At 64.0% G+C, this 26,693-nt stretch carries 26 protein-coding genes; 2 read left to right on the top strand and 24 right to left on the bottom strand.

Annotation, left to right across the window (positions count from 1 at the left end; translation table 11 throughout):
• Positions 1 to 53 precede the first annotated feature (53 nt).
• From MHM84_RS17795 to MHM84_RS17735, 13 genes are all read right to left on the bottom strand, one after another.
• The gene (locus MHM84_RS17795) at positions 54 to 785 is read right to left on the bottom strand and encodes a hypothetical protein (protein WP_239267751.1); all 732 of its coding nucleotides are present in this window, start codon (positions 783 to 785) and stop codon (positions 54 to 56) included.
• A complete protein-coding gene (locus MHM84_RS17790) occupies positions 782 to 1,276 on the bottom strand; it encodes a hypothetical protein (RefSeq protein ID WP_239267749.1) in 495 nt (164 codons plus the stop codon). Before MHM84_RS17790 ends, MHM84_RS17795 begins: the two co-directional genes overlap by 4 nt.
• On the bottom strand, positions 1,273 to 2,571 hold the full coding sequence (locus MHM84_RS17785; RefSeq protein WP_239267746.1) for a hypothetical protein: 1,299 nt from the start codon (positions 2,569 to 2,571) through the stop codon (positions 1,273 to 1,275). The genes MHM84_RS17790 and MHM84_RS17785 overlap by 4 nt, the downstream gene beginning before the upstream one ends.
• A complete protein-coding gene (gene gspK, locus MHM84_RS17780; RefSeq protein WP_239267743.1) occupies positions 2,568 to 3,590 on the bottom strand; it encodes a type II secretion system minor pseudopilin GspK in 1,023 nt (340 codons plus the stop codon). Before gspK ends, MHM84_RS17785 begins: the two co-directional genes overlap by 4 nt.
• The gene (locus MHM84_RS17775) at positions 3,590 to 4,189 is read right to left on the bottom strand and encodes a type II secretion system protein GspJ (RefSeq protein WP_239267740.1); all 600 of its coding nucleotides are present in this window, start codon (positions 4,187 to 4,189) and stop codon (positions 3,590 to 3,592) included. The genes gspK and MHM84_RS17775 overlap by 1 nt, the downstream gene beginning before the upstream one ends.
• 16 nt (positions 4,190 to 4,205) lie before the next feature.
• Positions 4,206 to 4,586 carry a type II secretion system protein gene (locus MHM84_RS17770; RefSeq protein ID WP_239267738.1) on the bottom strand — a complete coding sequence of 127 codons (381 nt, stop codon included), beginning with the start codon at positions 4,584 to 4,586 and terminating at the stop codon, positions 4,206 to 4,208.
• A complete protein-coding gene (gene gspH / locus MHM84_RS17765) occupies positions 4,583 to 5,083 on the bottom strand; it encodes a type II secretion system minor pseudopilin GspH (protein ID WP_239267736.1) in 501 nt (166 codons plus the stop codon). Before gspH ends, MHM84_RS17770 begins: the two co-directional genes overlap by 4 nt.
• Positions 5,080 to 5,538: a type II secretion system major pseudopilin GspG gene (gspG, locus tag MHM84_RS17760; RefSeq protein ID WP_239267734.1), complete on the bottom strand. Its 459-nt coding sequence runs from the start codon at positions 5,536 to 5,538 to the stop codon at positions 5,080 to 5,082. The genes gspH and gspG overlap by 4 nt, the downstream gene beginning before the upstream one ends.
• 17 nt (positions 5,539 to 5,555) lie before the next feature.
• Positions 5,556 to 6,761, bottom strand: a complete 1,206-nt coding sequence (gene gspF, locus MHM84_RS17755; protein WP_239267732.1) for a type II secretion system inner membrane protein GspF — start codon at positions 6,759 to 6,761, stop codon at positions 5,556 to 5,558.
• A 67-nt stretch (positions 6,762 to 6,828) separates the two neighbouring features.
• Complete coding sequence (gene gspE / locus MHM84_RS17750) at positions 6,829 to 8,352, bottom strand: type II secretion system ATPase GspE (RefSeq protein ID WP_239267730.1); 1,524 nt, start codon at positions 8,350 to 8,352, stop codon at positions 6,829 to 6,831.
• Positions 8,349 to 10,427 carry a type II secretion system secretin GspD gene (gene gspD / locus MHM84_RS17745; RefSeq protein ID WP_239267728.1) on the bottom strand — a complete coding sequence of 693 codons (2,079 nt, stop codon included), beginning with the start codon at positions 10,425 to 10,427 and terminating at the stop codon, positions 8,349 to 8,351. Before gspD ends, gspE begins: the two co-directional genes overlap by 4 nt.
• Entirely contained in the window at positions 10,424 to 11,320 is an 897-nt protein-coding gene (locus MHM84_RS17740) for a type II secretion system protein N (RefSeq protein WP_239267726.1), read from the bottom strand. Before MHM84_RS17740 ends, gspD begins: the two co-directional genes overlap by 4 nt.
• On the bottom strand, positions 11,317 to 13,047 hold the full coding sequence (locus tag MHM84_RS17735) for a hypothetical protein (protein ID WP_239267723.1): 1,731 nt from the start codon (positions 13,045 to 13,047) through the stop codon (positions 11,317 to 11,319). The genes MHM84_RS17740 and MHM84_RS17735 overlap by 4 nt, the downstream gene beginning before the upstream one ends.
• 269 nt (positions 13,048 to 13,316) lie before the next feature.
• On the opposite strand from MHM84_RS17735, the gene MHM84_RS17730 reads away from it, so the two are divergent.
• Complete coding sequence (locus MHM84_RS17730; protein ID WP_239267721.1) at positions 13,317 to 15,488, top strand: PhoX family phosphatase; 2,172 nt, start codon at positions 13,317 to 13,319, stop codon at positions 15,486 to 15,488.
• A 98-nt stretch (positions 15,489 to 15,586) separates the two neighbouring features.
• Here MHM84_RS17730 and ppk1 read toward each other — a convergent pair whose 3' ends face one another.
• Positions 15,587 to 17,797 (bottom strand): polyphosphate kinase 1, encoded by a 2,211-nt coding sequence (gene ppk1, locus MHM84_RS17725; RefSeq protein ID WP_239267719.1) that lies wholly within the window; start codon positions 17,795 to 17,797, stop codon positions 15,587 to 15,589.
• A 45-nt stretch (positions 17,798 to 17,842) separates the two neighbouring features.
• On the bottom strand, positions 17,843 to 18,850 hold the full coding sequence (gene hemB, locus MHM84_RS17720) for a porphobilinogen synthase (RefSeq protein ID WP_239267717.1): 1,008 nt from the start codon (positions 18,848 to 18,850) through the stop codon (positions 17,843 to 17,845).
• Between the two features lie 242 nt (positions 18,851 to 19,092).
• Here hemB and elbB point away from each other — a divergent pair, with 242 nt between their 5' ends.
• Positions 19,093 to 19,752, top strand: a complete 660-nt coding sequence (elbB, locus tag MHM84_RS17715; RefSeq protein WP_239267714.1) for an isoprenoid biosynthesis glyoxalase ElbB — start codon at positions 19,093 to 19,095, stop codon at positions 19,750 to 19,752.
• A 48-nt stretch (positions 19,753 to 19,800) separates the two neighbouring features.
• Here the strand turns inward: elbB and tatC are convergent, their stop codons facing one another.
• The 9 genes from tatC to hslU all read right to left on the bottom strand — a co-directional run bounded on the left by tatC (position 19,801) and on the right by hslU (position 26,680).
• Complete coding sequence (gene tatC, locus MHM84_RS17710) at positions 19,801 to 20,592, bottom strand: twin-arginine translocase subunit TatC (RefSeq protein ID WP_239267712.1); 792 nt, start codon at positions 20,590 to 20,592, stop codon at positions 19,801 to 19,803.
• Positions 20,589 to 21,041, bottom strand: a complete 453-nt coding sequence (gene tatB, locus MHM84_RS17705; protein WP_239267710.1) for a Sec-independent protein translocase protein TatB — start codon at positions 21,039 to 21,041, stop codon at positions 20,589 to 20,591. The genes tatC and tatB overlap by 4 nt, the downstream gene beginning before the upstream one ends.
• A gap of 6 nt (positions 21,042 to 21,047) precedes the next feature.
• On the bottom strand, positions 21,048 to 21,305 hold the full coding sequence (gene tatA / locus MHM84_RS17700; RefSeq protein WP_239267708.1) for a Sec-independent protein translocase subunit TatA: 258 nt from the start codon (positions 21,303 to 21,305) through the stop codon (positions 21,048 to 21,050).
• 30 nt (positions 21,306 to 21,335) lie between these two features.
• Entirely contained in the window at positions 21,336 to 21,674 is a 339-nt protein-coding gene (locus MHM84_RS17695; protein WP_239267706.1) for a phosphoribosyl-ATP diphosphatase, read from the bottom strand.
• A 70-nt stretch (positions 21,675 to 21,744) separates the two neighbouring features.
• Positions 21,745 to 23,367, bottom strand: coding sequence for a ubiquinone biosynthesis regulatory protein kinase UbiB (gene ubiB, locus MHM84_RS17690; RefSeq protein ID WP_239267704.1), 1,623 nt, complete (start codon positions 23,365 to 23,367; stop codon positions 21,745 to 21,747).
• Entirely contained in the window at positions 23,364 to 24,008 is a 645-nt protein-coding gene (locus tag MHM84_RS17685) for an SCP2 sterol-binding domain-containing protein (protein WP_239267702.1), read from the bottom strand. Before MHM84_RS17685 ends, ubiB begins: the two co-directional genes overlap by 4 nt.
• A gap of 7 nt (positions 24,009 to 24,015) precedes the next feature.
• Positions 24,016 to 24,762 carry a bifunctional demethylmenaquinone methyltransferase/2-methoxy-6-polyprenyl-1,4-benzoquinol methylase UbiE gene (gene ubiE, locus MHM84_RS17680; RefSeq protein ID WP_275445834.1) on the bottom strand — a complete coding sequence of 249 codons (747 nt, stop codon included), beginning with the start codon at positions 24,760 to 24,762 and terminating at the stop codon, positions 24,016 to 24,018.
• A gap of 133 nt (positions 24,763 to 24,895) precedes the next feature.
• Complete coding sequence (locus MHM84_RS17675) at positions 24,896 to 25,279, bottom strand: DUF971 domain-containing protein (RefSeq protein WP_239267698.1); 384 nt, start codon at positions 25,277 to 25,279, stop codon at positions 24,896 to 24,898.
• A gap of 72 nt (positions 25,280 to 25,351) precedes the next feature.
• Positions 25,352 to 26,680, bottom strand: coding sequence for an ATP-dependent protease ATPase subunit HslU (hslU, locus tag MHM84_RS17670; RefSeq protein ID WP_239267696.1), 1,329 nt, complete (start codon positions 26,678 to 26,680; stop codon positions 25,352 to 25,354).
• Between the last annotated feature and the right edge of the window lie 13 nt (positions 26,681 to 26,693).

The following is a 26,693-nucleotide window of genomic DNA, read 5'->3' as shown; positions in this document are numbered from 1 at the left end:
TCGACGGTGTCGACCTCAGGACGCTGGACGCGTTTCGGTAGTCTTCTTGTCGGCTACCAGCCGAATTCCCGGTGCAGCGTGTCGTCGGTGGCGTTCGGCTCCAGCAGGCGCCGCCAGGTCGCCAGCGGATGATCCTGAGCGAGGCGGCCGGTCAGTTCCCCCCGGGCACCGCCACTGGCGGCCATGGCGAGTGTGCCGGTCAGTTCGAGACCCGGCGGATCGTTCATGGTGAGCTGCCAGCGATAGCCGTCGTCATCGCAGCCCAGCGTCAGGCGTGCCTGGCCCAGCGAAACGGGATCCGGCGTCAGTAGTCTCAGCGCATTGCTGGTCAGGCCGCCTTGCGCCCTGATGCAACGCTGGCCCTGCGTGGTCACTACAAGCTTGCCCAGCCAATCGCCGGCCGGGCTGAGTGGCAACTGCGACGTGTCGATGGCTTGCAGCGAGCCGCCTTCGAGCTGCCAGTCGACAGCCATACCATCGAGCGACGCCGTCAATGTCCAGGCCCGTGCGGGCTCCCCTAGCGTAAGATCGAGGCGGCCCGGCCAAGTTACCTGCCAGTTGACGGGACCGACTGCAAGGGGAAAGGCGCCTTGCGGGGCGAAGGACAGTCGTTCGATATGGCCATCCAGCAGGCGGCCCTCGACCCCTTGCCAGCCGATCCCGATTCCCCCATCGTCCTTCACCCAGCTTGCCAGCACAGGCAATGGCCAGTAGAGCGCCAGGGTGACGAGAAAGATCAGCGCGACGGAGGCTGCCGCCAGGCCACGCCATAGCCAGCGCATCATGGTGTCGTCTCCTCGAATGCCGCTGTCGGTTCGCGCTCGAGTTGGGCAACGAAACGCGCCTCGACGGCCAGGCCGGTCTCGTCGTCTCGCGACAGCGACCAGTCGAGTGCCCACCAGCCCTGCTGGGCGGCCCAGGTGCTGAAGCGTTCGAACGCTTCTAGGCTGTCGGCGCGACCTGCCAATCGCCAGCCATCGTCGCTCGCCTCCAGGCGATCCAGGACCAGGGAATGACGCAGCGCTCCCTGCCGCCAGGTATCGGCGGTCATCGACGTGACGGGAGGCAGGGCGGTGAGCAGGCGCGCGTCGCGCAGGGAAGGCGCATCACCCGATCCAGTGCCTGTCATTCCGGTGAAGTCGACCTGCTGAATCAGCAGATAGCCGGCCAGCATCAGGCTGATGCCGGTGCCGATACTCAGACGCCGTCGCTCTGCCGCAGGGCGACGCTGCCAGGCCTGGCGCGCATTCGTGAATAGTGGCTTGGCGAGCATCATGAGTGGGCCTCCTCGGGCGGCGTCTCTTCGGTCAGTGCCACGTGCAGCGACAGGCGCTGCGTCTCGGCGTGCCATTCGGTCTCGCCCAGGTTGGCAAGGTGTGCGGCGAGTTCGGGACCGTCGCTGGTAACGTCATCGACGACCTGCCAATGCAGGATCAACTGCGTGCCGGTGACGCTGAGATAGGCCAGCTTCAACGGGAGGGAACGGGTCTGTCGGTCGATGCGCTCGAGCGCTTCTGTCAGCCATTGGTTGCGTTGCTGGAGGGAGCGCAGAGCGACGTGGCGATCCTGCATCCAGCGTAGGGAAGGAGCCCCAGTATCGACCGGAAACAAGCTCTCGAGGCGAGCCTGCGTATCGGCGGCCAGGGCGCGTTGGTCGAGATAGCCCTGCCAGCCGATGGTCCCCATGTTCAGCAGCGCCAGAGCGGCAATGGCCGCGGCCAAGCGGCGGGCGGGCCGGCCCAGGGGCAGGGCCGCATGACGTAGAGAAAACGCGGTCGACTTGTTGCCGGGCATGGTCGGCAGCGTTTTCGGCAGGTGCCGCGCATAGTGCTGCAAACGCATGGACGAATCGGGGCTGGCTGTGTCGTCGTTGTCCTGCCATGGCCAATGCCAGGTCTTCTCGCGTAGCGTCACAGGCAAATGAGCCTGCCAGTCGCGCGGCCAGGCCAGCCAGTGCTCTGTCGCTGGCGCATGGGGGGACGGCGGTTCCGCCAGTGTCTTGATCAGCAGATGATGGCCATGATTCACGATATTGGCATGCCCGGCCGATGCCGGTGCCGGCAGGGCCATAAAGACCGAGGCCCAGTGTGTCGTACGGATGCCGCGTGTCGATAGCCAGCGCTGCCAGCCCAGGAGACGCTCGCGTCCGGTCACCAACAATTCGAGATGGTCGCGGCCCTGCTTGAGTGCCGCCAGCTCCGGCGTGTCGTCGCTGCAAAGTTGGTCCTCGATGAGCAGCGGCCATTCACGCTGGCGCAGCCCCTTGGGCGCGGCCAGATGGAAATGACTGGTCGCGGTGGGGCTCAGCAACAGCACGCTATCGTATTGCTGGCTGAGCTTCGCCAGATGAGCAGGCGTTGTGTCATCGCTGGCGGCGATCCGCCCGCTTCCGGCGTGGCCAGGCAGGCCTGTCGCGATCCAGTGGATAGCGACATGATCGGTTTCCGCCGACGGAGGCTCGGGCGATTCGCAGAGCAACAGTAGCCTGGGGCGCGACGACCCGGTGACGCCGCACCGACGGGCAGACAAGCGATGCCGGTCGATAGACAGAGAACGTAGCAAGGCATTCATGGGGCAGACCCTTGGGGTAAGGAGGCGGGCGACATCATCCAGGCGCTGAGGTCGTCGCTGCGGGAAACAATGCGTACCCGCGAGGCGGGAGCGTACGGCGACCAGCTACTGACGCCTTCGGCCTTGAGCAGGCGCTTGGCATGAAAGCGATAGCCGCCCACCTCGACGGTGATGGCCAGTTCGACGTAATCGGGTGTCAAGGTGAGGCGGTCGCCATAGCGTTCGAGCCATTCGTTATCGCCGCCCAGTTGTGCACGTACGGCATCGATCCCCGAATAGCCGATAGCGGGGCGGGCATTGATCAGGCGAATCAGGTCACCACGCGCCACCTGTCCTTCGAACAACGCCTCGAGCAGGGGGAGTTGCGTCAATTGCACGCTGTTGAGATTGAGACGCCAGGCACCGGTGTCGGGCAGCACGCACAGGTCCTGGAAATTCTGGAAGCGGGCAGTGTCGAGCGGTTCCAGCCAGTTGATTTCGCTGAGATCCACCAATGGCGTGTCGCCACTGACCCGTGGGGGCGAGCCACGCGCGTAATCGACACCATCCAGACTGTTCTCGCGCGGCTGGGTGTCGGCATCGATCCAGTCCGCGAGGCGAGCCACGAAGGCGCTCGGGGTCAGTCCGCCCAGGGTCGAGGGCTGGCGGTCGGCCAGTAGCCGGGACAGTTGTTCGCCGGCCAGCGCTGCGTCGCTACCCGCCAGCGCGTTGAGATTGAAGCAGGTGCGCAGGTCGCGCACCACCAGGCGGATACGGCCCTCATCGGTGGGGTACTCCAGCGGCTTGCCGGCCAGGCTCTGCCACCACAGGCTGGCCTGGCGCACGGCGGCATCGGTGAGCGCACGTCGGGCGATGATCTCGGCGCCCTGGATGTGGAAGCGAGCCTGGGTCTCGGCCTGCAGCAAGCCCAGGCGATGGATGTCGTTGCGGCCGTCCTCGGCCAGCGAGGCCAGAACCATGCCGACCAGTGCCAGGCACAGCAGTACCATGAGCAGGGCAACGCCACGCTGTCGCAGCATCACGAGGCCTCCCAGTACGGCAGCAAGGCACTCATCTGGAAGCGCGCGCCGTTTCGCCACCACTGCAGGCGAATGCCCGTCGGTAGAGCATCGTCGGAAGGCGCCTCCCGCCAGCGGGCACCGTCATAGAATTCGAACTGCACCCGCTCGACGCCGTCGAGCTGGGCCGAGGTCTGCCACTGCGGCGTGGCGGCGTCATCGAGCAGGCCTGTCGATCCGAGCCACAGGCGATGCTCGTCGCTATCCCATACCAGCCGCTGGCGGCGCAGCCGGGTGTGGTGATCGCCCATCGGCAATGGCCAGTCGCCCTGGGCCACCCATTCCATTGTCTGGGTAGCGGGCAAGTAGTCGAGCGGTGCGTTGAGCAAACGCTGCCCTTGGACATGCACGGGGCGCACGACCAGCGCCTCCAGGCGTTGCTCGAGAAATCGAGCGAGACGCGCATCCTGGCGTAGCGCCGGTGGCTCGTTGAAGCGCTCACGAGTCGTCACCACGCCGTTGACCAATGCAGCCACGGTGACGCCGATCAATGCGGTCAGGGCGATGGCGACAATGACTTCGAGCAGGGTGAAGCCGCGTTGCCGAGGGTGGCGCGTCATGTCGAAAAGAGCCGAGTCATGGTGAAAAGAACAGGGTGAAACTCAGGTCCGCGTGTTCGCGGGCGGCCTCGTCGAACAGACTCAGCGTGCCACGCCGCATGTTGCGCACTGGTGTGGAACCGACGTCCAGACGCCAGAAGCAGGTCTGGCCGGCCTGGTCGAACTGGCCCTCGTGGCGGCCGGTGCTTGGCCAGTAGCGGGTCAGCGTGAACTCATTGCCCAACGCGCGGGCACATAGGATCAACGGTACGCGCTGCGTCTCGACGAGGCTGGCTCGGGTGCGCTGATGAACGCCTTGGCTGACCGTCACGGCAACGATGGCCAGGATGAACAGGGCGACCATGACTTCGAGCAGGGTGAAGCCGCTACCTGAGCGCCTGCCGGTGACGCGTGTCATAGATCTGTCGCCTTGACCCGATAGACGCCCAGCGCATCGACTTCCAGGGCACGCCGTGCGCCGTCATGGTCCAGGACCAAGCGCCCACCGATCACTTCGCCATTGGGCCACCACACCAACCGGGGCATGTCGGTATCGTCGGCCGACGATGCCTTGGCAGTGACGCTTTCCACCGCGAGTGGCATCGGCCAGGGCTGCGGCGTCAGGCGCTGGCTTTCCAGCGGGACCCAGCGCCACACACCGCTGTCCGGCACGTAGCGCCAGGTGACGAAACGATAGCCCTGGGCATCCGCCTGCCAGCCGATGATCCGCTGATCGAGAAAGGCCATGTCACGCGCCAGGTTCAGGTCGCTGTGCAATCGCTCGGCGGCGGCATCCAGGCGCCGGTGATCGTCGCCACCCAGCCAGGCGACGCTGAGCGTCGTTGCCAGCGAGACGATCACGACGACGACCAGCAGCTCGAGCAGCGTGAAGCCGCGAGCGTGACTGCAGTTCATAGCATCCAGTTGCCGATATCGGCGTCGATTCCTTCGCCGCCGGGCGTCCCGTCGGCACCCAGGCTGTAGATGTCCACGCTGCCGTTCTCGCCCGGGCTACGGTATTGGTACTCATTGCCCCACGGGTCGCTGGGCAGGCGGCGAATGTAACCCTCTTCGCGATAGTTCTTGGGCAGCGGCTCCTGGCTCGGCGCCTCGACCAGCGCCAGCAGGCCCTGGCGAGTGGAGGGGTAGCGATAGTTATCCATGCGGTACATGTCCAAGGCCTGCTCCAGGGTCGACAGGTCGGCGCGCGCTTTCTGCTGCATGGCGTCGTCCTGATTGCTGAGCACATTGGGCGCGACGATGGCGACCAATAGCCCGATGATGAAGATCACCACCATGATCTCCAGCAGGGTGAAGCCGCATTCGCGACGGCAAACGGGGGAAGGGCGGGAGAGGCGTGAGCGTGTCATTGGAATGTCCTCGACGGTCAGTATTGCATGGCGCCATTGAGGCGCATGATCGGGAGCAGAATGGCCAGGACGATGGTCAGCACGACACCGCCCATGGTCAGGATCATCACCGGTTCGAACAGCGCCAGAGCCATGTCGACGCGGCGGTTGAAGGTGGTTTCCTGGGTGTCGGCCACACGCTCCAGCATGCGGTCGAGCGTGCCGCTGGATTCGCCGCTGGCGATCATGTGCAGCATGGTCGGCGGAAAGCGGCCGCTTTCGGTCATGGCGCGATTGAGGCTGACCCCGGCGGCAACGCGCTCGCTCAGCAGGTCGACGGCGTTGCGCATCACCAGGTTGCCGAGCGTGTCGCGGCTGACCTTGAGTGCATCGAGCAGGGGAATGCCGCTGCGGGTGAGGATGGCCAGCGTGCGTGTCAGACGGGCGGTGTCCAACAGCACGATCAGCTCGCCCAGGCGCGGCAGGCGCAACAGCCAGGCGTGCCAGCGCTGGCGCACGGCGCGCCGGCGCAATAGCCGTTGCAGAATCACGGTCCCGAGTACGCCGGTGACCAGTAGCCCCGGCCCCGCAAGCTGAAGGAGTTCGGAGAAGGCAATCAGTGCCCGCGTCAGCCAGGGCAATGCCATGTCCGAGCGCTCGAACTGTTCTGCCAGGCGGGGCACCACGTAGGTCATCAAGCCCACCACGACGGCAATCGACACGCCAACCAGCACCAGTGGATAGACCAGCGCGGTGCGTGCCTTCTGACGCTGCTGCTGGACCCGTTCCAGATGATCGGCCAGGCGCTCCAGCACCTGGGCAAGGCGTCCGGCCCGTTCGCCGGCGGCGACCAGCGAGCGATAGAGCGTGTCGAAGGTCGACGGATGCGTGCCCAGGCTGTCCGCCAGGCTGTAGCCCTCACGCACGCGGGCCACGATGTCCAGCAGCATCGCGCGAGGGCGCTCCTTCTGGGCCTGCCGCGACAGCGCATCGAGGGCATCGCCGATCGGGATGCCGGCGTCGACCAGTGTCGCCAACTGACGCGTCAGTAGCGCCATCGTGTCGTTGTCCACCCGGCCACGCCGGGAGACGCTGCTGGCCTTGTCGCGCACCGCTACCAGATGGCGGGGAAACAACCCCTGGTCGCGCAGCAACTGGCGCGCCTGACGCTCGCTATCGGCCTGCAGGACATCGCGCCGGCGGGCGCCATCGATTGTCAGAGCAAGATAACGATAGGTCGGCATGGGCTTCCCGGGTTGGTTTCGTTGTCACGCCTCAGCGTGGCAAAAGCATGTTGCAGTTTTCGGTCGTTCACTGGTGAATCGCCCGCAGCACTTCGTCGACGCTGGTGTCTCCCGCTTGCAGACGATTTGCGGCGCACTGCACCAGCGTCATGTGCGTGGCGAAGGCATGCCGGGTCATGTCCGACTCGGCGGCGCCGTCGTGAATCATGCCCGCCAGGGTGTCGTCGATGGCGATGAACTCGTAGATACCCAGGCGGCCACGGAACCCGGTGTGGTCGCAGGACTCGCAGCCGACCGGCTCGGCGATACGCTCTAGCGTGTCCAGGCCATCGAGGCGTCCTGTGTCGGCGGCGGTTACGGCCCGCCAGCGTCGGCAGTCCGGACACAGCCGCCGAACCAGGCGTTGGGCCATCACGCCCTTGAGGCTGGTCGCCAGCAGGAACGGTTCGATGCCCATGTCGCGCAGGCGGGTCACGGCGCCCAGGGCGCTGTTGGTGTGCAGGGTGGATAGCACCAGGTGGCCGGTGAGACTGGCCTGGACGGCAATCGCCGCGGTTTCCACGTCGCGGATCTCGCCGATCATGATCACGTCGGGGTCCTGGCGCAGAATGGCGCGCAGCCCGCGGGCGAAGGTCAGCCCGGCGTGCGGGTTGACCGGCGTCTGGCCGATGCCCGGGATGGCGTATTCCACCGGATCCTCGACGGTGAGGATGTTGCGCTGGCTGTCGTTGAGATGGGCCAGGCTGGCGTAGAGTGTGGTGGTCTTGCCCGAACCGGTGGGGCCGGTGTTGAGCAGGATGCCGTTGGGGCGGGCCAGGGTCGCCCGGTAGGCCGCGAGCATGCACTCGGGCATGCCGATGGCATCCAGGTTGAGCATCGAAGCCTGCTTGTCGAGCAGACGCATGACCACGCGTTCGCCGTGAATGCCGGGCAGCGTCGAGACGCGGATGTCCACATGACGCCCGGCGGTGCGCACGGTGATGCGCCCGTCCTGGGGCTGGCGCTTCTCGGCGATGTCGAGCTTGGCCATGACCTTGATGCGCGAGATCAGCATCGGCGCCAGCACGCGTGGCGGGCGCAGCGCGACGCGCAGCGCCCCGTCGACGCGCAGGCGTACCACCAGCTCGTGCTCGAACGGTTCGACGTGGATGTCCGAGGCTTCCAGGCGCAGGGCCTCGGAGAAGATGCCGTTGATCAGACGAATGACCGGCGCCTCGTTCTCGGCGTCGAGCAGATCCTCGGTGCGTGGCAGTTCCTGCAGCAGATGGTCGAGGTCGACGTGCTCGGCGAGCCCCTCCATGAGCGCTTCGGTGCTTGCCCGGCTGGCATCGTAGAGGCGTCCGAGGCGGTGGTCGAAGACATCGTCGCCGAGCCACTCGCAACTCAGCGGATCGCCATGCACGCGCTGGATCTCCAGCAGGATGCCGACATCGACGTCGTCACGGCAAAGGAGGTGGTAGCCCGCATTGCGCCATTCGATGGCGGCCCCGGCACGCTTCGCCAGACGATAGGGCAACAGGCGCTCGGCAGCATGATCCCTGAAGTCGGGGGCCGGCGAGACCGCCTTGAGACTGTCGAGCGGCGCGTTCATTGGGCCAGCGCTCCCAGCCGGTCGCGCGCCGATGGGTAGAGTGTGTCAATCGACAGCGTACCGCCCCGGGTGTCGAGCGCCGGCAGGGTCTGGTCGGCGTCGAAATCGTTGAGCAACTGCTGGGCCCGCATGAAACGGTACTTCTCCGCCGTGGCGGCATTGAGAGTCTGGGCATCGCGCAGCACCCGGGCGCGGATGAACACCATCAGGTTCTGCTTCTCGTTGGAACGGCCCGAATAGCGGAACAGGTTGCCGAGCAGGGGGATGTCGCCGAGTAGCGGCACCTGTTGTCGGGTATTGCTGCTCTGGTTGCTGATCAGACCGCCCAGCACGATGATGCCGCCGTCCTGGGCGAGCACGGTGGTCTCGATCTCGCGCTTGTTGGTGACCACGTCGCTGGCGTCGACGTTGTCGGCGATCGACGAGACCTCCTGGGTGATCTCCATGCGGATGGTATTGTCGGCGCTGATCGAGGGACGAATATGCAGGCTGATGCCGACATCCTCGCGTTCGATGGTCTGGTAGGGGTTGGCGTTGTCGACGGTGGTGGAGCCGGTCACGAACGGCACTTCCTGGCCGACCAGGATATAGGCCTCGGCATTGTCGAGGGTGGTCAGCGACGGCGTGGAAAGCAGATTGGTGTCGGAGTCGCTGCGCAGGGCGTTGAGCAGCGCCGCGAAGCTGATGCCACTGTCGCTGAGCCTGCCGACACCCAGGGTGACGCCGTTGAGGCTGCCGAGCAGCGATCCCAGCGCGCTGGTGTCGTCGCTGGCCACGGCGGCGGCGAGCTGGTTGATGCCCGGTGACGACGACGTGGAGTAATTGACGCCGCCGACGGGAAAGGTGCCACTGCCGCTGGTGTCGGCGAACAGCCATTGCACGCCGAGTTCGCGGGCCCGGGACTCGGTGATCTCGGCGATGATCGCTTCCACGGCGACCTGGGCGCGGCGAATGTCGAGGCGCTCGATGATGCTTTCGTAGGCGTCGAGTTGAGAGGGCGGGCCGGTCAGCACCAGCGCGTTGGTCGACGGGTGCACGGCGAAGGCCACGTTGTCGCTTCCGGATACGCGCAGGGTTCGGGCGGTGAGGCCACCGTTGCCCAGCGCCGAGGCCGTATCACCCGGCGAAACGTCCTCGTCGCCGACCGGTATGCCCATCACGTTGCGGGTGTCGGACTCGGTCGTTTGGATGCTGGAGACATAGCCGCCGCCGTCGCGCAGGTTGCGCAGCACCTCGACGACGGTATCGGCGCTGGCGTGGTTGAGATAGATGACGCGGGTATTGGTGCTTTGGTTCTCGCTGGGCTTGTCGAGGGCGGCAATCAGGCGTTGGGCGCGCTGCCGATCGCGCTGGGTACCGAACACCACCAGCGCATTGGCGCGGGGCGCGGCGATAACGCGGGTGTTGCCGCCTTCGCCCTGGATGGCGCTGTCGACGGTCTCGGCCAGTTCCTCGGCATCGGCGAAGTCGAGCGACACCACCTCGGCGCCAGTGTCGCGGTTGCTGTCGAGCAGCGTGGCCAGGCGGGTCAGGCGCTGCAGGTTGTCGCGCCAGTCGGTGACCACCACCATGTTGCTGTCCGGGTACGGCGTGAGCGTGCCGACGCGCGCATCGACCAATGGCTGAAGAATGCTGGCCAGGGTCGCGGCATCCAGGTGTTGGGTCTCGATGACCTGGGTGGCCATGACATTGCCGTTGTCGGTCTCGCTGCCCAGCGGTAACGGCTGGCTGCGTGCCACCTGGTCAGGCACGATGCGCACCTGTCCGTCGCCGAGTTCGACCGTAGCGTAGCCATTGATCTGCAACTGGTTTTGGAAGACCCTGTAGAGTTCCTCGGCGCTCAGGCTGCGCTGACTTTCCAGGCTGATGTTGCCGCGTACCCGGGGGTCGACGATGAAGTGCTTGCCGGTGATGCGACCGACGCTGTCGATGAATTCCTGCAGGCTGACATCGTTGTAATCGATCGCGTAGCGAGTCGTGCCGCTCTCGGTAGCCACCGGGTCGACCATCTGGGCGAGTGCCGACGAAACGACCGTCGTGAGCAGGAAGGCAACGAGCGTATGCCGGATCGTCATGAGGAAAACTCCACTTTCAACGTGATCGGACGTCCGTCGCGCTGCAACTGGACGTATAACGAGCTGGCCTGGCTCAGGCGCTGCTGAAGCAGGGCGAGGGCGTCGCTGTCGCGGATGGCGTGCCCCTCGACGCCGACGAGTACGTCGCCGCTCTGTAATGGCAGGGCATCGAACAGCGAGGCATCGGTGCCGGGGCGCAAGCGATAGCCCTTTAGCTGTTGGCCTTCCAGCACCGGGGCCGCCTGGAAATAGCGCAGCAGTGGCGTGGGGTCATTGAACAGCGACTGACGGTAGTCCGCGCCGAAGCGGGCCGAAAACGCCCTGTCTGGCCAGTCGACCGGCCGCGGTGTCGCCTCGACATTGTCCGCTTGGGGTGAGGGACTCGGAGAGGCCTCAGGTTGGGATGTCGCGACAACGACGGGATCTCGGCTGGCTGGCTGGGTTTGCGGCCATGGCAGACGCTCCTGACGACCCCGGTTATCGAGTATCAGGCCTTCGGTAGTGATGTCGACGAGGCGCACCTGATCGTCGATGCGCTCGCCCAATGTCACCACCTGCTGTCCCTGCGGCATGTCGAGGATGAGAACCGAGTGGCTCAATGGCATGCCGCGCGCCACGCCGGCGACGGTCAGCGGCAGGCGAGTCACTGGCAGCGCCGGCCCTTGAGCGGGGCGCTCGTCCTGCCAAAGCGCGCTGCCTGTCACCGGCAATGCCGCCACGGGCGGCGTATAGGCCGATGGCGTCGCTGACGAGGAGTGGGAGAGACGCCAGGCCAGGCTGGCGCCATCGGCGATCACGCGAGCGCTCAGCAAGGCCAGCAGGCACCAGGCCAGCCAATAGCCCACCGGCTTCAGCCGTTTGGTGGCCATGAGCAGGGAGCGTAGCGAGTTCATGAGCCGAGTCGGATTTCAGGATGCCAGCCGGGATGCCCGTCGACGTAAGTGAACGTGCCCCCCGGTCGCTGGGGCAACGTCCAGTCCGCGGTCTGATCGGTGAGAAAGCGCTCCATGACCTGCCACAGCGGCTCGCCCTCGGGTGCATCGGGATGAATGCTCCAGGTCACCAACTGTGAAATGTCGCCAGTCTGCAAGGTGATGCGTCGACCGGTGCCGGCCCCATAGCGGCATTGCCAGTCGGCAGCGTCGAGGCGCGGCAGGTCCTCGGCATTGTCGAGCAGCAGGGGGTAGCCGAAGCTCTGGTCGCAGGCGCGTTCGAAGAGTGCATGCATCGACTCGTGACCGGCATCGATGGTGAAGACCGGGGCGTCATGGCCACCGCTGAGCACGATGAGATGTTCACGGGTGATCGCCTCGCCAGGCGCAACGACCACGTCGTAGCGCAAGCCGGGCGACAGCGTATGACGGTCCGCCACTTCGCGGCGCAGTGCGGCGCCGATCAGTGCATCCCAGCTGCCGCTGACCACATCGCGCCGCCACAGCCAATCGGGGGCATTGGCCAACGGGCGATCGAGCCATGCCGCATAGGGCGCTCGCTCGGCATCGAGCGATGCCTGCAGGGCTTCCGCCTCGCGCGTTTCCTCGGCGCTCAGCGTCGATGCGGTGACTGCATGGAATCGACCATCGACCTGCCAGCGACCATCGCGGAACTCGCAGGCGAGGTGGTACACGCCGATGCCGCGGGTTCCGGCCAGGCACACAGGAATGTGGCTGCCGTTGCGGCGTGCCACGTCGACCGTTTCCGGCCAGAAATCCTGCCCGCGGGCGCACAGCATCAAGTCGGCGTCTTCCAGGCGTTCGGCCAGCCACAGGCCCGGACCGGTACCGGTGTCGGCAAGCACCACGACCAGGTCGGCCTGCTCGCGGGCCAGTTGTACCTGGCGGCGGACGTCGTCGTACCAGGCGTCCAATGATCGGGTTTCATCGTGGGCATAGGGGTCGCTCACGCCCACTGCGGCGACGTTGATACCGCCACGCTCGAACAGGGCGAAGGGCAGCACCGTATCCTCGGGGATTTGCTCTGCAGTGAGTGTGCCCAGCACCGGCGCAGCGAACTCGCGGTAACAGGACGCGGCACTGTCCGGCCAGATCACGCGTTCGTCGCTGCTGACCCGGGCATCGGCCCCAAGCAGACGACTGCCCGCGATGCCGGAACGCCCCTGCGTGAAGTGGCTCAGGCCGCTGCCGTTCCAGCATTGGCCGTTTTCCAGCGTCAGCGTCTGCGGGCCCAACTGGCGGCGTAAATGGGCCAGCTTGGCGGCCAGTCGGGCGTAGCCTCCGAAGCGCTGCTGGGTGGCTTGTGTCGGGTCGGTAAGCTGGCGCATCGTCATGTCCAACGGCCCGGTCAGTGCGGCCACGCCAGCGGCGGTTGCCCAAGGGGCCTGCCCCAGACGCTCGCTGGGGCCCAGCCGCGTTGCCGGCACGATGGGGAACCCGGACTGGCGGGTATCCAGCGTATCGGCGTAATAAAGCACGTCGACCCGGGGCGAGCCGCTTGCCGCACTCATCCGACGCTGGGTTCCCGTCGAGGCGCAGCCGGCGAACCACGGCATCAACAAGGCAGCTCCGGCGCCTTGCAGGATATGACGGCGCGAAAAAAAGCCAGTATTGCGCTCGGGATCGTTGGACGAGCGGGATGTCTTGCGGTCGATGAACAAAGCCATACTGGACGGACTCTTTCCTGCCCAATGGGTAATTATTGACGTGGTAGTGGCAAGGAAAGCTGGGCAATCTCCCTCGCTAATGCGTGAATGTTAATGACTGGTCCATGACAGTTTTGTGATGGCATGAGCGCGACCTTTCACAATAAATACTTATGGCTGACCTATATCGTTAACCTGCTTGTCATTTTTCGGCTCTATCGTCTTTCCCCGCGTCAGGCTGATGTTACCAACAGAAAAAATTCGTCTACGTACCTACTAGTGAGGGGATCATGAGCAAGGAAATCGAAGATCATCGCATTCTGAACCGCAGCAGCAATGAGCCGTTCTCTTCCATCCTGGAAAAGCATGTCTCGCGGCGCGGTATCATGCAGGGTGGCCTGGGGGTCGCTGCGATGTCGGTACTGGGCGGATTCGGCCTGGCGGGATGTAGCGATAGCGACGACGATGATGGTGCACAAGCAGGTGAACTGCCGGAAAAGACCGCGTTGGCCCTGGCTTTCGAGTCGATTGCCGGCTCGATGACCGATGCCGTGGTGGTGCCGGAAGGTTATACCGCTCAGGTCCTGATTCCCTGGGGGACGCCGCTGAACAGCATGGCGCCTGACTGGTCTGCCGACCGTTCGATGACGCCGGAAATTCAGGCCAATAGCGTCGGCATGCACCACGATGGCATGTACCATTTCCCGTTGAGTGAAGCAGACGCGTCCAATGATTTTCTGCTCGCCCTGAATAACGAATATATCGATCAAAGTGCATTGTGGGCACCACAGGGTGGGCCTACAGGTACTGGCACTGGCGAGAGTCGCCCCGCCGATGAAGTGCGCACTGAAATCAACGCTCACGGCGTAACTATCGTTCGCGTACAGAAGCAGTCGGACGGTACCTGGGCGCACGTTCCCAACTCGCCTTACAACCGTCGTTTCACGTCGGCCACGCCGATGGAACTCGCCGGGCCGGTGCGTGGTAGCGAATATGTCGTTACCGCTTATTCAACCGACGGCACCATGACGCGCGGCACCAATAACAACTGTGCCAGCGGTTATACCCCGTGGGGCACGTACCTGACCTGCGAAGAGAACTGGCCGGGCTATTTCATCCGCGATACCGACCGTCGTATCGATGATAGACGCCTGGGTATCAGCGAGGGACGCGGTCGCTACGGCTGGGAAACCGCTGCCGGTGACGCATCTGAGACCAATGCCGAGTTCGCCCGCTTCATTGCGGATCCGACAGGCGCCACCGCGGCCGAGGATTACCGCAACGAGCCGCGCGCCTTCGGTTATATCGTCGAGATCGACCCCTACACCAACACACGTGCCGTCAAGCGCACCGCCCTGGGGCGTTTCCGCCACGAAGGCTGCTGGCCGGGCAAGCTGGTCGAGGGCCAGCCGGTGGTCTTCTATTCCGGTCACGATTCGCGCAACGAGTACATCTACAAGTTCGTCTCCGACGCTGTCTGGGATCCGGCCGACGCCAATCGGGCCGGTGGCAACTATGACCGTCTGGCCATCGGCGCCAAGTACATGGACCAAGGCACCCTCTACGTCGCCAAGTTCAATGCCGACGGTACCGGTGAGTGGCTGCCGCTGACGCCGAGCACTCGGACGCCCGACGGCCAGACCCTTGCCAGCGCACTGGGCCTCGCTGCCGACGATCAGGCAGGGATCATCATCCACACCTGCGATGCCGCCGATCTGATGGGCGCCACGCCCATGGACCGTCCGGAATGGGGTGCCGTCGATCCGGTTTCCGGTGAGGTCTACATGACCCTGACCAACAATAGCCGGCGCACCGAGGAAGGCACGGACCCGACCTACACCAATGGCGGCAGCGACACCGACGAACTGGGTGTGGGCTACGCCACCGCGCCGGTCAATGGACCCAACCCGCGTGCCAACAACGAAGGCGGTCAGGTCATTCGCTGGCGCGAGCCGTCAGCGGGCGAGACCACCTTCGAGTGGGAAGTGTTCGTCTTCGGCGCGGCGGCAGGCGACCAGGACAACCTGTCCGGACTGACCGAGCTCAACCAGTTCGCCAGCCCGGATGGTCTGTGGTACGACGAGCGTGGTGACGGTGAAGGTATCCTGTGGATCCAGACTGACAACGGCTACGAAGGGGTCACGGATTACACCAACGATCAGCTGTTGGCCGTCGTGCCTAACTCGGTCAGCATGAGTGAAGGCGATGCAGCCGTCATCGATCCCAGTGAGCAGCAGCAGCTCAAGCGCTTCGCGGTGGGCCCGAACGGTTGTGAGGTAACGGGTATCTTCGCCACGCCTGACAAGACGGCACTGTTCATCAACATCCAGCATCCGGGCAACTGGCCGGCCGATCCCGGGGCCATTACGCAGCCAGCCACTAACGCAGCCAGCGGCGACGTGCGTCCGCGTGCCTCGACAGTGGTAATCCAGAAGGCCGATGGCGGCCAGATCGGCGTCTAAGGCCAGGAGGCTGGCATCGGCCAGCCTCCTTTCCGCACTACAGTGACAAGTAAAAACCCACGGCTTTCGCCGTGGGTTTTTCGTATCGGCAGGCGGCGTCAGGATTTCGCGGCATAGGCGTAGAGCAGCGTCTCCTGGGCACTGATGGGGGCGGCCTCACCGGATTCGTTGCGTTGATAGCTGCCGTCCTCGCATAGAATCCAACTCTGGCAGTTGTCGACCAGGTAGGTTTCCAGGTCCTTGCGCACACGCTGGGCCAGCTTCTTGTCGAGGATGGGGAAACAGGTCTCGACGCGGTGGAACATGTTGCGCTCCATGAAGTCGGCACTCGACGCCCAGACTTCGGGTTTGTCGCCATTGGCGAAGTAGAACACCCGGGTGTGTTCCAGAAAGCGGCCAATGATCGAGCGTACGCGAATGTTCTCGGAAATGCCGGGAACGCCGGGACGCAGGCAGCACATGCCGCGAATGATCAGGTCGCACTGCACGCCGGCGCGTGAAGCGCTGTACAGTGCCCGGATCAGCTTGGGCTCGGTCAGCGAGTTGCACTTGATGATCAGATGGGCACGCTTGCCTTTTTCGGCAATCCTGGTCTCGCGCTGGATCATCTCGATCAGCTTGCCATGCAGGACGAATGGAGCATGCAGCAGAGTCTGAATATTGCGTGGCTTGCCCATGCCCGACAATTGCTGGAAGACCATGTGCACGTCTTCGCATAGCGTCTCGTTGGCGGTGAGCAGACTGTAGTCGGTATACAGCTTGGCCGTCTTGGAGTGATAGTTACCGGTGCCCAAATGCACGTAATAGCGCAGTTCCCCGCCTTCGCGACGCACGATATGCATCATCTTGGCGTGGGTCTTGTAGGCCATGACACCATAGATCACGATGGCGCCGGCTTCCTGCAGGCGCGATGCCAATGCCAGGTTGTCGGCTTCGTCGAAGCGGGCACGCAGCTCGATCACCACCGTGACTTCCTTGCCGTTGCGAGCCGCCTCGACCAGGGCGCCGACGATCGGCGATTCCGCGCCGGTGCGGTAAAGGGTCTGCTTGATGGCCAGCACCGACGAGTCGCGGGCGGCCTCGCGCATCAGGTCCTCGATGGGGGCGAACGACTGGAAGGGGTGATGCAGCAGCACGTCGCCCTGACGAATGGTGTCGAACAGACTGCACTCCGGCTTGAGGTTCTTGGGCAGGCCGGGGGTGAACGGGCGATAGCGCAGGTCGGGGCGCTCCACGTCGTCGAGCATCGCCATCATCCGGGCCAGATTGACCGGCCCGTAGACACGGTAAAGGTCCTGCTCCTCGAGTTCGAACTGCTTGAGCAGGAAGGCTGCCAGCTCGTCGGGACAGTTTTCGGCGACCTCCAGGCGTACGCCGTCGCCATAACGGCGTGCCAGCAACTCGCCGCGCAGCGCCGAGGCCAGGTCGGAGACTTCCTCGGGATCCACCGACAGGTCGGCGTTGCGGGTCAGGCGGAACTGGTAGCAACCGCGTACCTGCATGCCCGGAAAGACTTCCTGAGCATGGGCGTGCATCATCGACGACAGGAAAATGTAGTCCGTATAGCCCTCGCCGGCGAGTTCCGCCGGTAGGCGAATCAGGCGCGGCAACGAGCGTGGCGCGGGCAGGATCGCCAGCCCGCCTTCGCGCCCGAAGGCGTCGGTGCCCTCCAGCTCGACGATGAAATTGAGACTCTTGTTGACCAGCCGCGGGAAGGGATGCGAGGGATCGAGACCGATGGGGCTGATCACCGGCATGATCTCGTCCTCGAAATAGTCGAGCACCCAGGCGCGCTGAGCGTCCGTCCACTGGTCACGCCGAATGAAGCGAATGCGCTGTTCTTCCAGGGCGGGAATCAGCGACTCGTTGAGAATCCGGTATTGGCGATCCACCTGATCGTGCGCGATGCGTGAGATCTCGGCGAGTACCTGTTGCGGCGTCATGCCGTCGGCGCCGGTGTCCTCGCGCCCGAGCATGAGCTGGTGCTTCAGGCCGGCAACGCGGATCTCGAAGAACTCGTCGAGGTTCGACGAGAAGATCAGCAGGAACATCAGCCGGTTGGCTAGCGGATGCGCGGTATCCAGCGCCTGCTCTAGGACACGGATGTTGAATTGCAGGTGGGAGAGCTCGCGATTGAAATAGAGCGAGGGGTCGTTGAGGTCGGCCTCCGGCGAGGGCGTCGGTTTGGCATGAATGCCGGTGCGGGTCCGGTTGACCCGCAGCGGGGCATCGTTGGCCGACTCGGTGTTGAGCGATTCCTGACCGTCTTCCTGGCTACCTGACGGTTCCTGGGCACGCGACTCGTCCATCGCACTGGCTCCTGCGTCGATGAGAGAGTCGGTGCGGCTCTCCCGTTATTGATTCAGTAACTGGGCCGCGCGCTTGGCGAAATAAGTCAGTACGCCGTCGGCGCCGGCCCGCTTGAAGCACATCAACGACTCGATAATCACGCTGTCGGCATCCAGCCAGCCGTTCTCGAAGGCCGCCATATGCATCGCATACTCGCCGCTGACCTGATAGGCGAAGGTCGGCACCTTGAGTTCCTGCTTGATGCGGCGGACCACGTCCAGGTACGGCATGCCGGGCTTGACCATGACCATGTCGGCGCCTTCGGCGATATCGAGGGCGACTTCATGGACCGCCTCGTCGCTATTGCCCGGGTCCATCTGATAGGTGCACTTGTCGGCCTTGCCGAGGTTGGCCGCCGAGCCTACGGCATCGCGGAACGGTCCGTAGTAGCGCGAGGCGTACTTGGCCGAATAGGCCATGATCCGGGCATTGTGCAGGTGCTCCTGCTCGAGTACCGAGCGGATCGCGCCGATCCGGCCATCCATCATGTCGGAAGGGGCGACCACGTCCGCGCCGGCCTCGGCATGCGACAGGGCCTGCTTGAGCAGGGTCTCGACGGTGCGGTCGTTCATGACGTAGCCCTGCTCGTCGAGAATACCGTCCTGGCCGTGGCTGGTGTAAGGATCGAGCGCTACATCGGTGATGATGCCCAGCTCGGGACAGGCGTCCTTGAGGGCGCGTACCGTGCGCTGGACCAAGCCGCCAGCGTTGTAGGCTTCCTCGGCCAGTTCACTCTTGTGGCTGGCGTCGACCACCGGGAACAGAGCCAGGGCGGGGATGCCCAACGAGGCGGCCTCGCGCGCTTCCTCGACCAGCAGGTCGATCGACAGACGCTCGACACCGGGCATCGAGGTGACTGGCTCGCGGCGGTTGTCGCCGTCGAGCACGAAGACCGGCAGGATCAGATCATCCGGCGTGAGTGTCGATTCGCGCATCAGGCGGCGCGAAAAATCGTCCTTGCGCATACGGCGCATGCGTGTCGCAGGGTACTGACGTGAAGTGAGTTGACTCAAAACACCTTCTCCAGTCGTTGGGGCGCGACCGCCGTGGCATCGAGTGTGCGGCAGAGCGATGACAATACGATGACAGCGGCGGCAAAGGGTTTGCCAGTATAGCAACGGCGCGGCATGGGATGCTTTTGGCGTCTTGTCGCACCTTGGGCGACATTCTAGATTGTAATTTCGCCGTGCATTCCGGCATGGTGGCTTTCCGATAGTGAAACGGCAAGATGCCGGCAATCGACAAGGAGAACGGCATGAGCAAACGGGTTGCAGTGATCCTCTCTGGCTGCGGTGTCCAGGACGGCTCGGAAATCTACGAAACGACTCTGGTATTGCTGCGCCTGGATCAACTGGGTATCGGCTATCGCTGTTTTGCGCCCGATATCGAGCAACACCAGACCATCAACCATTTAACCGACGAGCCGATGCCCGAAGCGTCGCGCAACGTGCTGGTCGAGTCCGCGCGTCTGGCACGTGGCGACATCGATTCGCTGGACGATCTCGACCCCGAGGATTTCGATGGCGTCGTGCTGCCTGGCGGCTTCGGGGTGGCCCGCAATCTGTCGGATTTCGCCGAAGCCGGCTCCGAGATGACCGTGCTGCCACTGCTGCGCGACAAGATATTGCCGTTCTTCGAGGCCCAAAAGCCCATCGGCATGATGTGCATCGCATCGGTGCTGGTGCCCCGACTACTGGGAAAGGCCATACCCGTCACTGTGGGTCAGGATGCCGGCGTTGCTGGGGCCATCAGCAGCATGGGGGGACTGCACAAGAGTTGTGGCGCAGAAGACGTGGTCATCGATCGGGAACATCGAGTGATCACCACACCGGCCTTCATGCTGACCACGCGGATCAGCGAGGCGGCCAAGGGCATTTTCAAACTGGTCGACAAGCTCAGCGAGATGATGGACTAGGCGGACCTCATGAACGAAAAACCCCCGCCGTTCGGCGGGGGTATCGAATCATTCCTGAGGTTCTTCTTCCTGCTCTTTCCTGATCTGTCTGCGTTTTACGATACGCCCAAATATGATGCCGATCTCATAGAGCAGCCACATGGGGATCGCCAGCAGGCTTTGCGAGATCACGTCCGGTGGCGTCATCAGCATGCCGATGACGAAGCAGCCAAGAATGACGTAGGGGCGCTTCTTCGACAGGCTCTCGACGGTCGTCGCGCCAGTCCAGATCAGCAGAAACGTGGCGATCGGAATCTCGAAGGCGATACCGAAGGCGAAGAACAGTTTGAGAACGAAATTGAGATACTGGTTGATGTCGGTCATCACCGCGACGTTCTCCGGGCCGGTATGCACGAAGAAGTCGAACAGCAGTGGAAACACCACGTAATAGGCGAAGGCCGCGCCACCATAGAACAGCGCAACGCTGGAGACCAGTAGCGGTATCGCCAGGTGCTTCTCGTTTTCGTAGAGACCGGGGGCGACGAAGGCCCACATCTGATGCAGAACGAAAGGGATGGCCACGAAGACGGCGACCACCAGCGTCAGCTTGAAAGGCGCCAGGAACGGTGAGGCGACCTCTGTGGCGATCATCTGCGAGCCTTCAGGCAACAGCGCCATCAGCGGGTCGGCAACGAAGGCATAGATGTCGTTCGAGAACGCGTAGAGCGCCAGAAAAACGACCACGACCACGATGACCGCCCGCATCAGACGCGAGCGCAGCTCGATGAGATGCTCGATCAGCGGGGCCTGGGCGTGCTCGGTTTTCGGCTTCTTGTCACGTGGGGAGGAGGCTTCACTCATCGCGACTGGGAATCCTTGTCATCGGAGGCCGTGGAAGACGTCGGCGTCGTGGACGGTGCGACCGGTTCGTGTTCGGAAGGCACGGCATGGGGCACGCTACTACCTGCCTCGTCATGGCGGGGTAACGCCCCTTCACCGCTGGCCACGGGGTCGTCAGTGGAAGCCTCGGGCTGGGTCTTGGCCGTTGGCGAGTCGGCATAGCTTTCGACTTCCTGCCGGGCCCGGTCGAGACTCGCGTTGAGCTTCTTCTCCTGCTCACTGAGTTTCTGACGAAGGTCCTCGGCTTCCAGTTGCGCATTGATTTCACGCTGCATATTGGCCACGGTGCGCTTGGTCTTGCCGATCCACAGGCCCACGGTGCGAGCGGCCTTGGGTAGCCGCTCGGGACCGAGCACCAGAAGGCCCACTACGCCGATGATCAACAGTTCGAGAAAGCCGATATCGAACATGGCGGGTTAGTTCCGCTCTTCCTTGTCTTCGATACGCTGCTCGGGCTTGACGTCGTAAGTCTCGCCCTTGCCGCCATGCTGGACCTGACGATGGGTGGTGTCGTCTTCCTTCTTGTCGGCGTCTTCATCGCTCATGGCTTTCTTGAAGCCCTTGACCGCACCGCCCAGGTCGCCGCCCACGTTGCGCAGTTTCTTGGTGCCGAAAATCAGAATGATGATGCCGAGCACGATCAGCAGTTGCCAGATACTGATGCCACCTAACATATGTCGTTCTCCCGTCGGGCCGGAACCCAATTATTTCGTTGTGCGGGCGGCCTTTTCGTCCAGCCCGGATATGCCGAAACGGCGTGCCAGCTCATCGAGCACGTCTTGCGAGTCGATGCCCAGATGCGACAGCATCACCAGACTATGAAACCACAGGTCAGCGGTTTCGGCGACCACTGCCTGTCGCTCGCGCTCAACACCGTGTTCGGCGTCCTTGGCGGCAAGGATGGTCTCGGTCGCTTCCTCGCCGACCTTCTCCAGAATCTTGTTGAGCCCCTTGTGATGCAGCGAGGCCACATAGGAAGAATCCGGGTCGGCGTGGCGGCGTTGGTCGAGAACCTCGGCGAGCTGGTGAAGAATATCGCTCATCGATGACAATCCTGAGTCAGTGTAGAAGAAAGCAAAGCACTTCAATACGTTAGTTTTGGTTTTTCGCGGGCTAACGCCAGACGAGCAGAATGACTCCCAGGGCGGCGGCGGCCAGTACCGGCCACGGCTGATTCATGGCCCACACGGACAATGGTTGCCAGGCCAGCGCCAGGGCGAGAATCAACAGACCGAGGCGCAAGCGGCGGCCGCTGCGCCCCGCCTTGGTCAATTGCTGATCGAGGCGGGTCAGCGCCTCGGCCTGCTGACGCCGTTGGCGCAGGTCGGTGTCCGCCCGGGACAGGGCCTGGTGCGCCAGCATCGGCAATTCGGGAATCTGTTGGCTGAGCTCGGGCGCCTGCTTTTGCAACGAGGCCCAGAATCCACGCGGCCCGGCACGATCTTTCATCCAGCGTTCGAGGTAGGGGCGGGCCGTGGTCCACAGGTCCAGGTCGGGATAGAGCTGGCGGCCCAGCCCCTCGATGTTGAGCAGCGTCTTCTGCAGCAGGACCAGTTGCGGCTGAACCTCCATATTGAAGCGCCGGGCGGTCTGGAACAGGCCCAGCAGTACCTGGCCGAAGGAGATTTCCTTGAGCGGGCGTTCGAGGATCGGCTCGCACACGGTACGAATCGCCGCGGCAAACTCGTTGGCTCGGGTGCCTTCGCCGACCCAGCCCGACTCGATGTGCAGCACGGCGACTTCGTAATAGTCCTGATGAAAGAAGGCGAGAAGGTTGCGTGCCAGGTAGTCCTGGTCCTCGCGGGTCAGACTGCCGACGATGCCGCAATCGATGGCGATATATTGCGGGTCGTCGGGATTCTCCCGGGATACGAAGATGTTGCCCGGGTGCATGTCGGCGTGGAAGAAATTGTCACGGAACACCTGGGTGAAAAAAATCTCCACGCCGCGCTCGGCCAGCTTGCGCAGGTCGGTGCCCTGTTCGGCGAGCTGCTCCATGTCGGCGACCGGAATGCCGTGGATGCGTTCCTGTACCATCACTCGCTGCCGGGTCAGCGGCCAGTGGATGGCGGGTACGTAAAGCAGCGGCGAATACTTGAAGTTGCGCTTGAGCTGCGAGGTGTTGGCGGCTTCCTTGCGCAGGTCGAGTTCGTCGAGCAGGGTCGACTCGTAGTCCGCAACCACCTCCACCGGGCGTAGACGGCGCGCTTCGGGAATACGCTTGAGCAGGCGCGCGAAGGCGTACATCAGGCCAATGTCCTGGCGCATGACATGCTCGATGCGCGGACGAATCACCTTGACCACGACGTCCTCGCCGGTGTGCAGTCGCGCTGCATGCACCTGGGCGATGGAGGCCGAAGCCATCGGCGCAGTGTCGAACTCGGCGAAGCACTCGTCGATGGTGCGCTCGAGCTCTTCCTCGATCAGGGCCCGTGCCTGGTCGCCGGGAAACGGCGGCACCTGATCCTGCAGACGCTTGAGTTCGTTGGCAATATCGGGCGGCAGCAGGTCGCGTCGCGTCGACAGCATCTGGCCGAACTTGATGTATACCGGGCCCAGCGACTCCAGGGCCAGGCGCAGGCGCTGCCCGCGTGAACGGCCACGGGTCGGGATCAGCCGCAGCGGCGACAGCCGGAAAGCCAGGCGCAGCAGTGCCGGTAGTCGCTCGAGGGGAATCAGGGTGTCCAGGCGGTACAGGGACACCATCCAGAAGATGCGCAGCAGACGCAGGCTCACTCGCTGCTCTCCTGACGGTCGGTGAGCTTGCGCTGCAAGCGTGCCAGGCGCGCTTCGAGCCGGTCGGTGGCGACCTCGAGTTCGGTCAAGTGGTCGCGCAGCGTCTCGCGCTGGGCATGGCCGGGCAGCAGGCGAGCCTCCTCGAAAATGTACTCGGAGAGATCGGCACGCAGCTCGCGTTGGCTGCGCATGCCGAAACGGGCGAAGCGGCGCAGGCCCTCGGCCAGACTGCTGGCGGGCAGGTCGCCGAACCATTCGGCCAGGGCGCCTTCCCAGTCGAGGTCGAGATCCATGAGCAAGGCGCGGGCGTCCTCGAGCAGATGCGTCTGGCCGCGGATGGACAGGCGGCCGTTGAACATCAGATGCTCGAGCGACTCGCCGGCCAGCAGGCTGCCCAGCGTCTCGCTGTCGACCTCGACGACGGCATTGGCATCGCCTTCCTCGGCATGCGGATGACGCATCAGGCCCAGGCCATGCTCATGAAAGGCCACCAGCAGGTCCACACGCGGCCGTTCCAGGCGCAACAGCAGCCGCTTGCCGGCCAGTCGACGCAGCCGTGTAGGTGCGGCCGGGTCGCGCGTGAGCATGGCGTTGAGGCATTTTTCGGCACAGGCCAACAGCAGTGTCGGGGTCAACGACATGAAATCCTCACAGCTTGATGCCGCGATGCAGGGCGACGATGCCCCCCGTCAGGTTGGTATATTCCACCCGTTCCAGCCCGGCATTTTCCATCATTGCCTTGAGCGTTTCCTGGTCGGGGTGCATGCGGATCGACTCGGCCAGGTAACGGTAGCTGTCGGCGTCGTTGGCGACCAGTTGGCCCATGCGTGGCAGCACGTTGAAGGAATAGTTGTCGTAGGCCCTCGACAGCACCGGGTTGGCCGGCTTGGAAAACTCCAGCACCAGCAGACGGCCGCCAGGCTTGAGTACGCGCGCCATCGAGGCCAGAGCGGCGTCCTTGTCGGTGACGTTGCGCAGGCCGAAGGCAATGGTGATGCAATCGAAGGTATTGTCGGGGAACGGCAGACGCTCGGCATTGGCCTGGACGTACTCGACATTGTCGCCAACGCCGTTGTCGAGCAGCTTGTCACGGCCTACCTGAAGCATCGACTGGTTGATGTCGGCCAGCACCACACGGCCGGTCGGGCCGACCAGGCGCGAAAACTTGAGCGTCAGATCGCCGGTACCGCCGGCGATATCGAGCACGCTATGGCCGCGGCGAACGCCGGCGCGCTCCAGGGTGAGGCGTTTCCAGAGGCGATGGATGCCCAGCGACATCAGGTCGTTCATGATGTCGTAGCGAGCCGCCACCGAATGAAAGACATCAGCCACTCTGGCGGCTTTCTCTTCGACCGGTACCTCCTGATAGCCGAAGTGAGTCGTACGCTTTTCCATGTTGGTCGTCGATCCTTGTCGGGCCCGGGCAGGATAAAAAGAACTGGGCGACATTGTAGCGTCGCCCAGTAGCGTTTGTCTTTTTCGTCTCGGCTGCGTCAGCGGTTTTGACGCACCTGTATCGATACCGCCTCTACACCTGCTTGACGGGGATCCCCAGCGGCTCTCGCGAGGCGCCGGCCTTTTCCAGACGGCGCAGGTAGTGGTCCCAGTAGGCGTCGTGGTGCGTCGCCAGATCGTAGAGGTACTCCCAGCTGTACAGGCCCGTATCGTGGCCGTCGTCGAAATGCAGCTTGAGCGCGTAGCGGCCGGTCTGGCTGATGTTCTGCAGGCCGACGTATTTCTGCCCGGTCTGCAGCACTTCGGTATCCGGCCCATGACCACGCACCTCGGCCGAGGGCGAATAGACGCGCAGATACTCGGCGCTCAGCCGGTAAGTCTCGCCGTTGGCGTAACCCAGCTCGAGTTCGCGGGCCTGCTTGTGATAATGCACGCGGGTGGGAATCGGGGCGCTCATGACTGTCTCCTGGCTGCGCACATGGAACGATGCACCCCGAGCGACGGGCGGCCGGAGTGCATCGCGCATGGCTTAAAGGATATACCGCGACAGGTCTTCGTCCATCGCCAGCTCGCCGAGCTGGGAATTGACGTAGTCGGCGTCGATGACCAGCGGGCCCTGCATGTCGCCGCCCTGGTACGAGGCCTCCTCGAGCAGGCGCTCCATCACCGTGTGCAGGCGGCGGGCGCCGATATTCTCGGTGCCTTCGTTGACCTGCCAGGCGATCTCGGCGATGCGTGCGATGCCGTCGTCGGTGAACTGGATTTCCAGCCCCTCGGTGGCCATTAGCGCCTGGTACTGCTTGGTCAGCGCGGCGGAGGGTTCGGTGAGGATGCGCTTGAAATCGTCCGGAGACAGCGCTTCGAGTTCGACGCGGATCGGCAGGCGACCCTGCAATTCGGGAATCAGGTCGGACGGCTTGGAGAGATGGAACGCGCCGGAGGCGATGAACAGGATGTGGTCGGTCTTGATCATGCCGTGCTTGGTCGACACGGTCGACCCTTCGATCAGCGGCAGCAGGTCGCGCTGCACCCCCTCGCGGGAGACATCGGTGCCGCCGGTCTCGCCGCGCTTGGCGACCTTGTCGATCTCGTCGAGGAACACGATGCCGTTCTGTTCCACGGCCTCGACGGCGCGACGCTTGATCTCTTCGTCATTGACCAGCTTGGCGGCTTCCTCGTCACGCAGCAGCTGCCAGGCGTCCTTGACCTTGACCCGCTTGGTTTCGGTCTTCTGCTTGCCCATGTTGGAGAACAGGCTCTGCAGCTGGCTGGTCATCTCTTCCATGCCCGGCGGGGTCATGATGTCGATGCCGGCAGACTGCGGCGTGATCTCGATATCGATCTCCTTGTCGTCCAGCTGCCCCTCGCGGAGTTTCTTGCGGAACATCTGACGGGTTGAGGAATCGTCACGGGCGCTGTCGTACTCGCTGCCACGCGGGCGGGGCAGCAGGGCATCGAGGATGCGATCCTCGGCGGCATCCTCGGCGCGGTTGCCCACTTCTTCCTTGGCCTGCTCGCGAACCATCTTGATCGCCATCTCGACCAGGTCGCGGATGATCGACTCGACATCGCGGCCGACGTAGCCCACCTCGGTGAACTTGGTGGCCTCGATCTTGATGAACGGCGCGCGGGCCAGCTTGGCCAGGCGGCGAGCGATTTCGGTCTTGCCGACGCCGGTGGGGCCAATCATCAGGATATTCTTGGGCGTGACTTCCTGGCGCAGCGTCTCGTCGAGTTGCATGCGGCGCCAGCGATTGCGCAGGGCAATGGACACGGCGCGCTTGGCATCGTGCTGGCCGATGATGTACTGGTCCAGCGCATGGACGATTTCACGAGGCGTCATCTGGGATTGGGACATGGCTCCGGACTCG

It is taken from the genome of Halomonas sp. McH1-25 (genome assembly GCF_022348165.1).
In the GTDB taxonomy this organism is placed as follows: domain Bacteria; phylum Pseudomonadota; class Gammaproteobacteria; order Pseudomonadales; family Halomonadaceae; genus Modicisalibacter.
The sequence above is the reverse complement of the archived record's forward strand: the minus strand, read 5'-3'. Positions and strand labels throughout refer to the sequence as shown.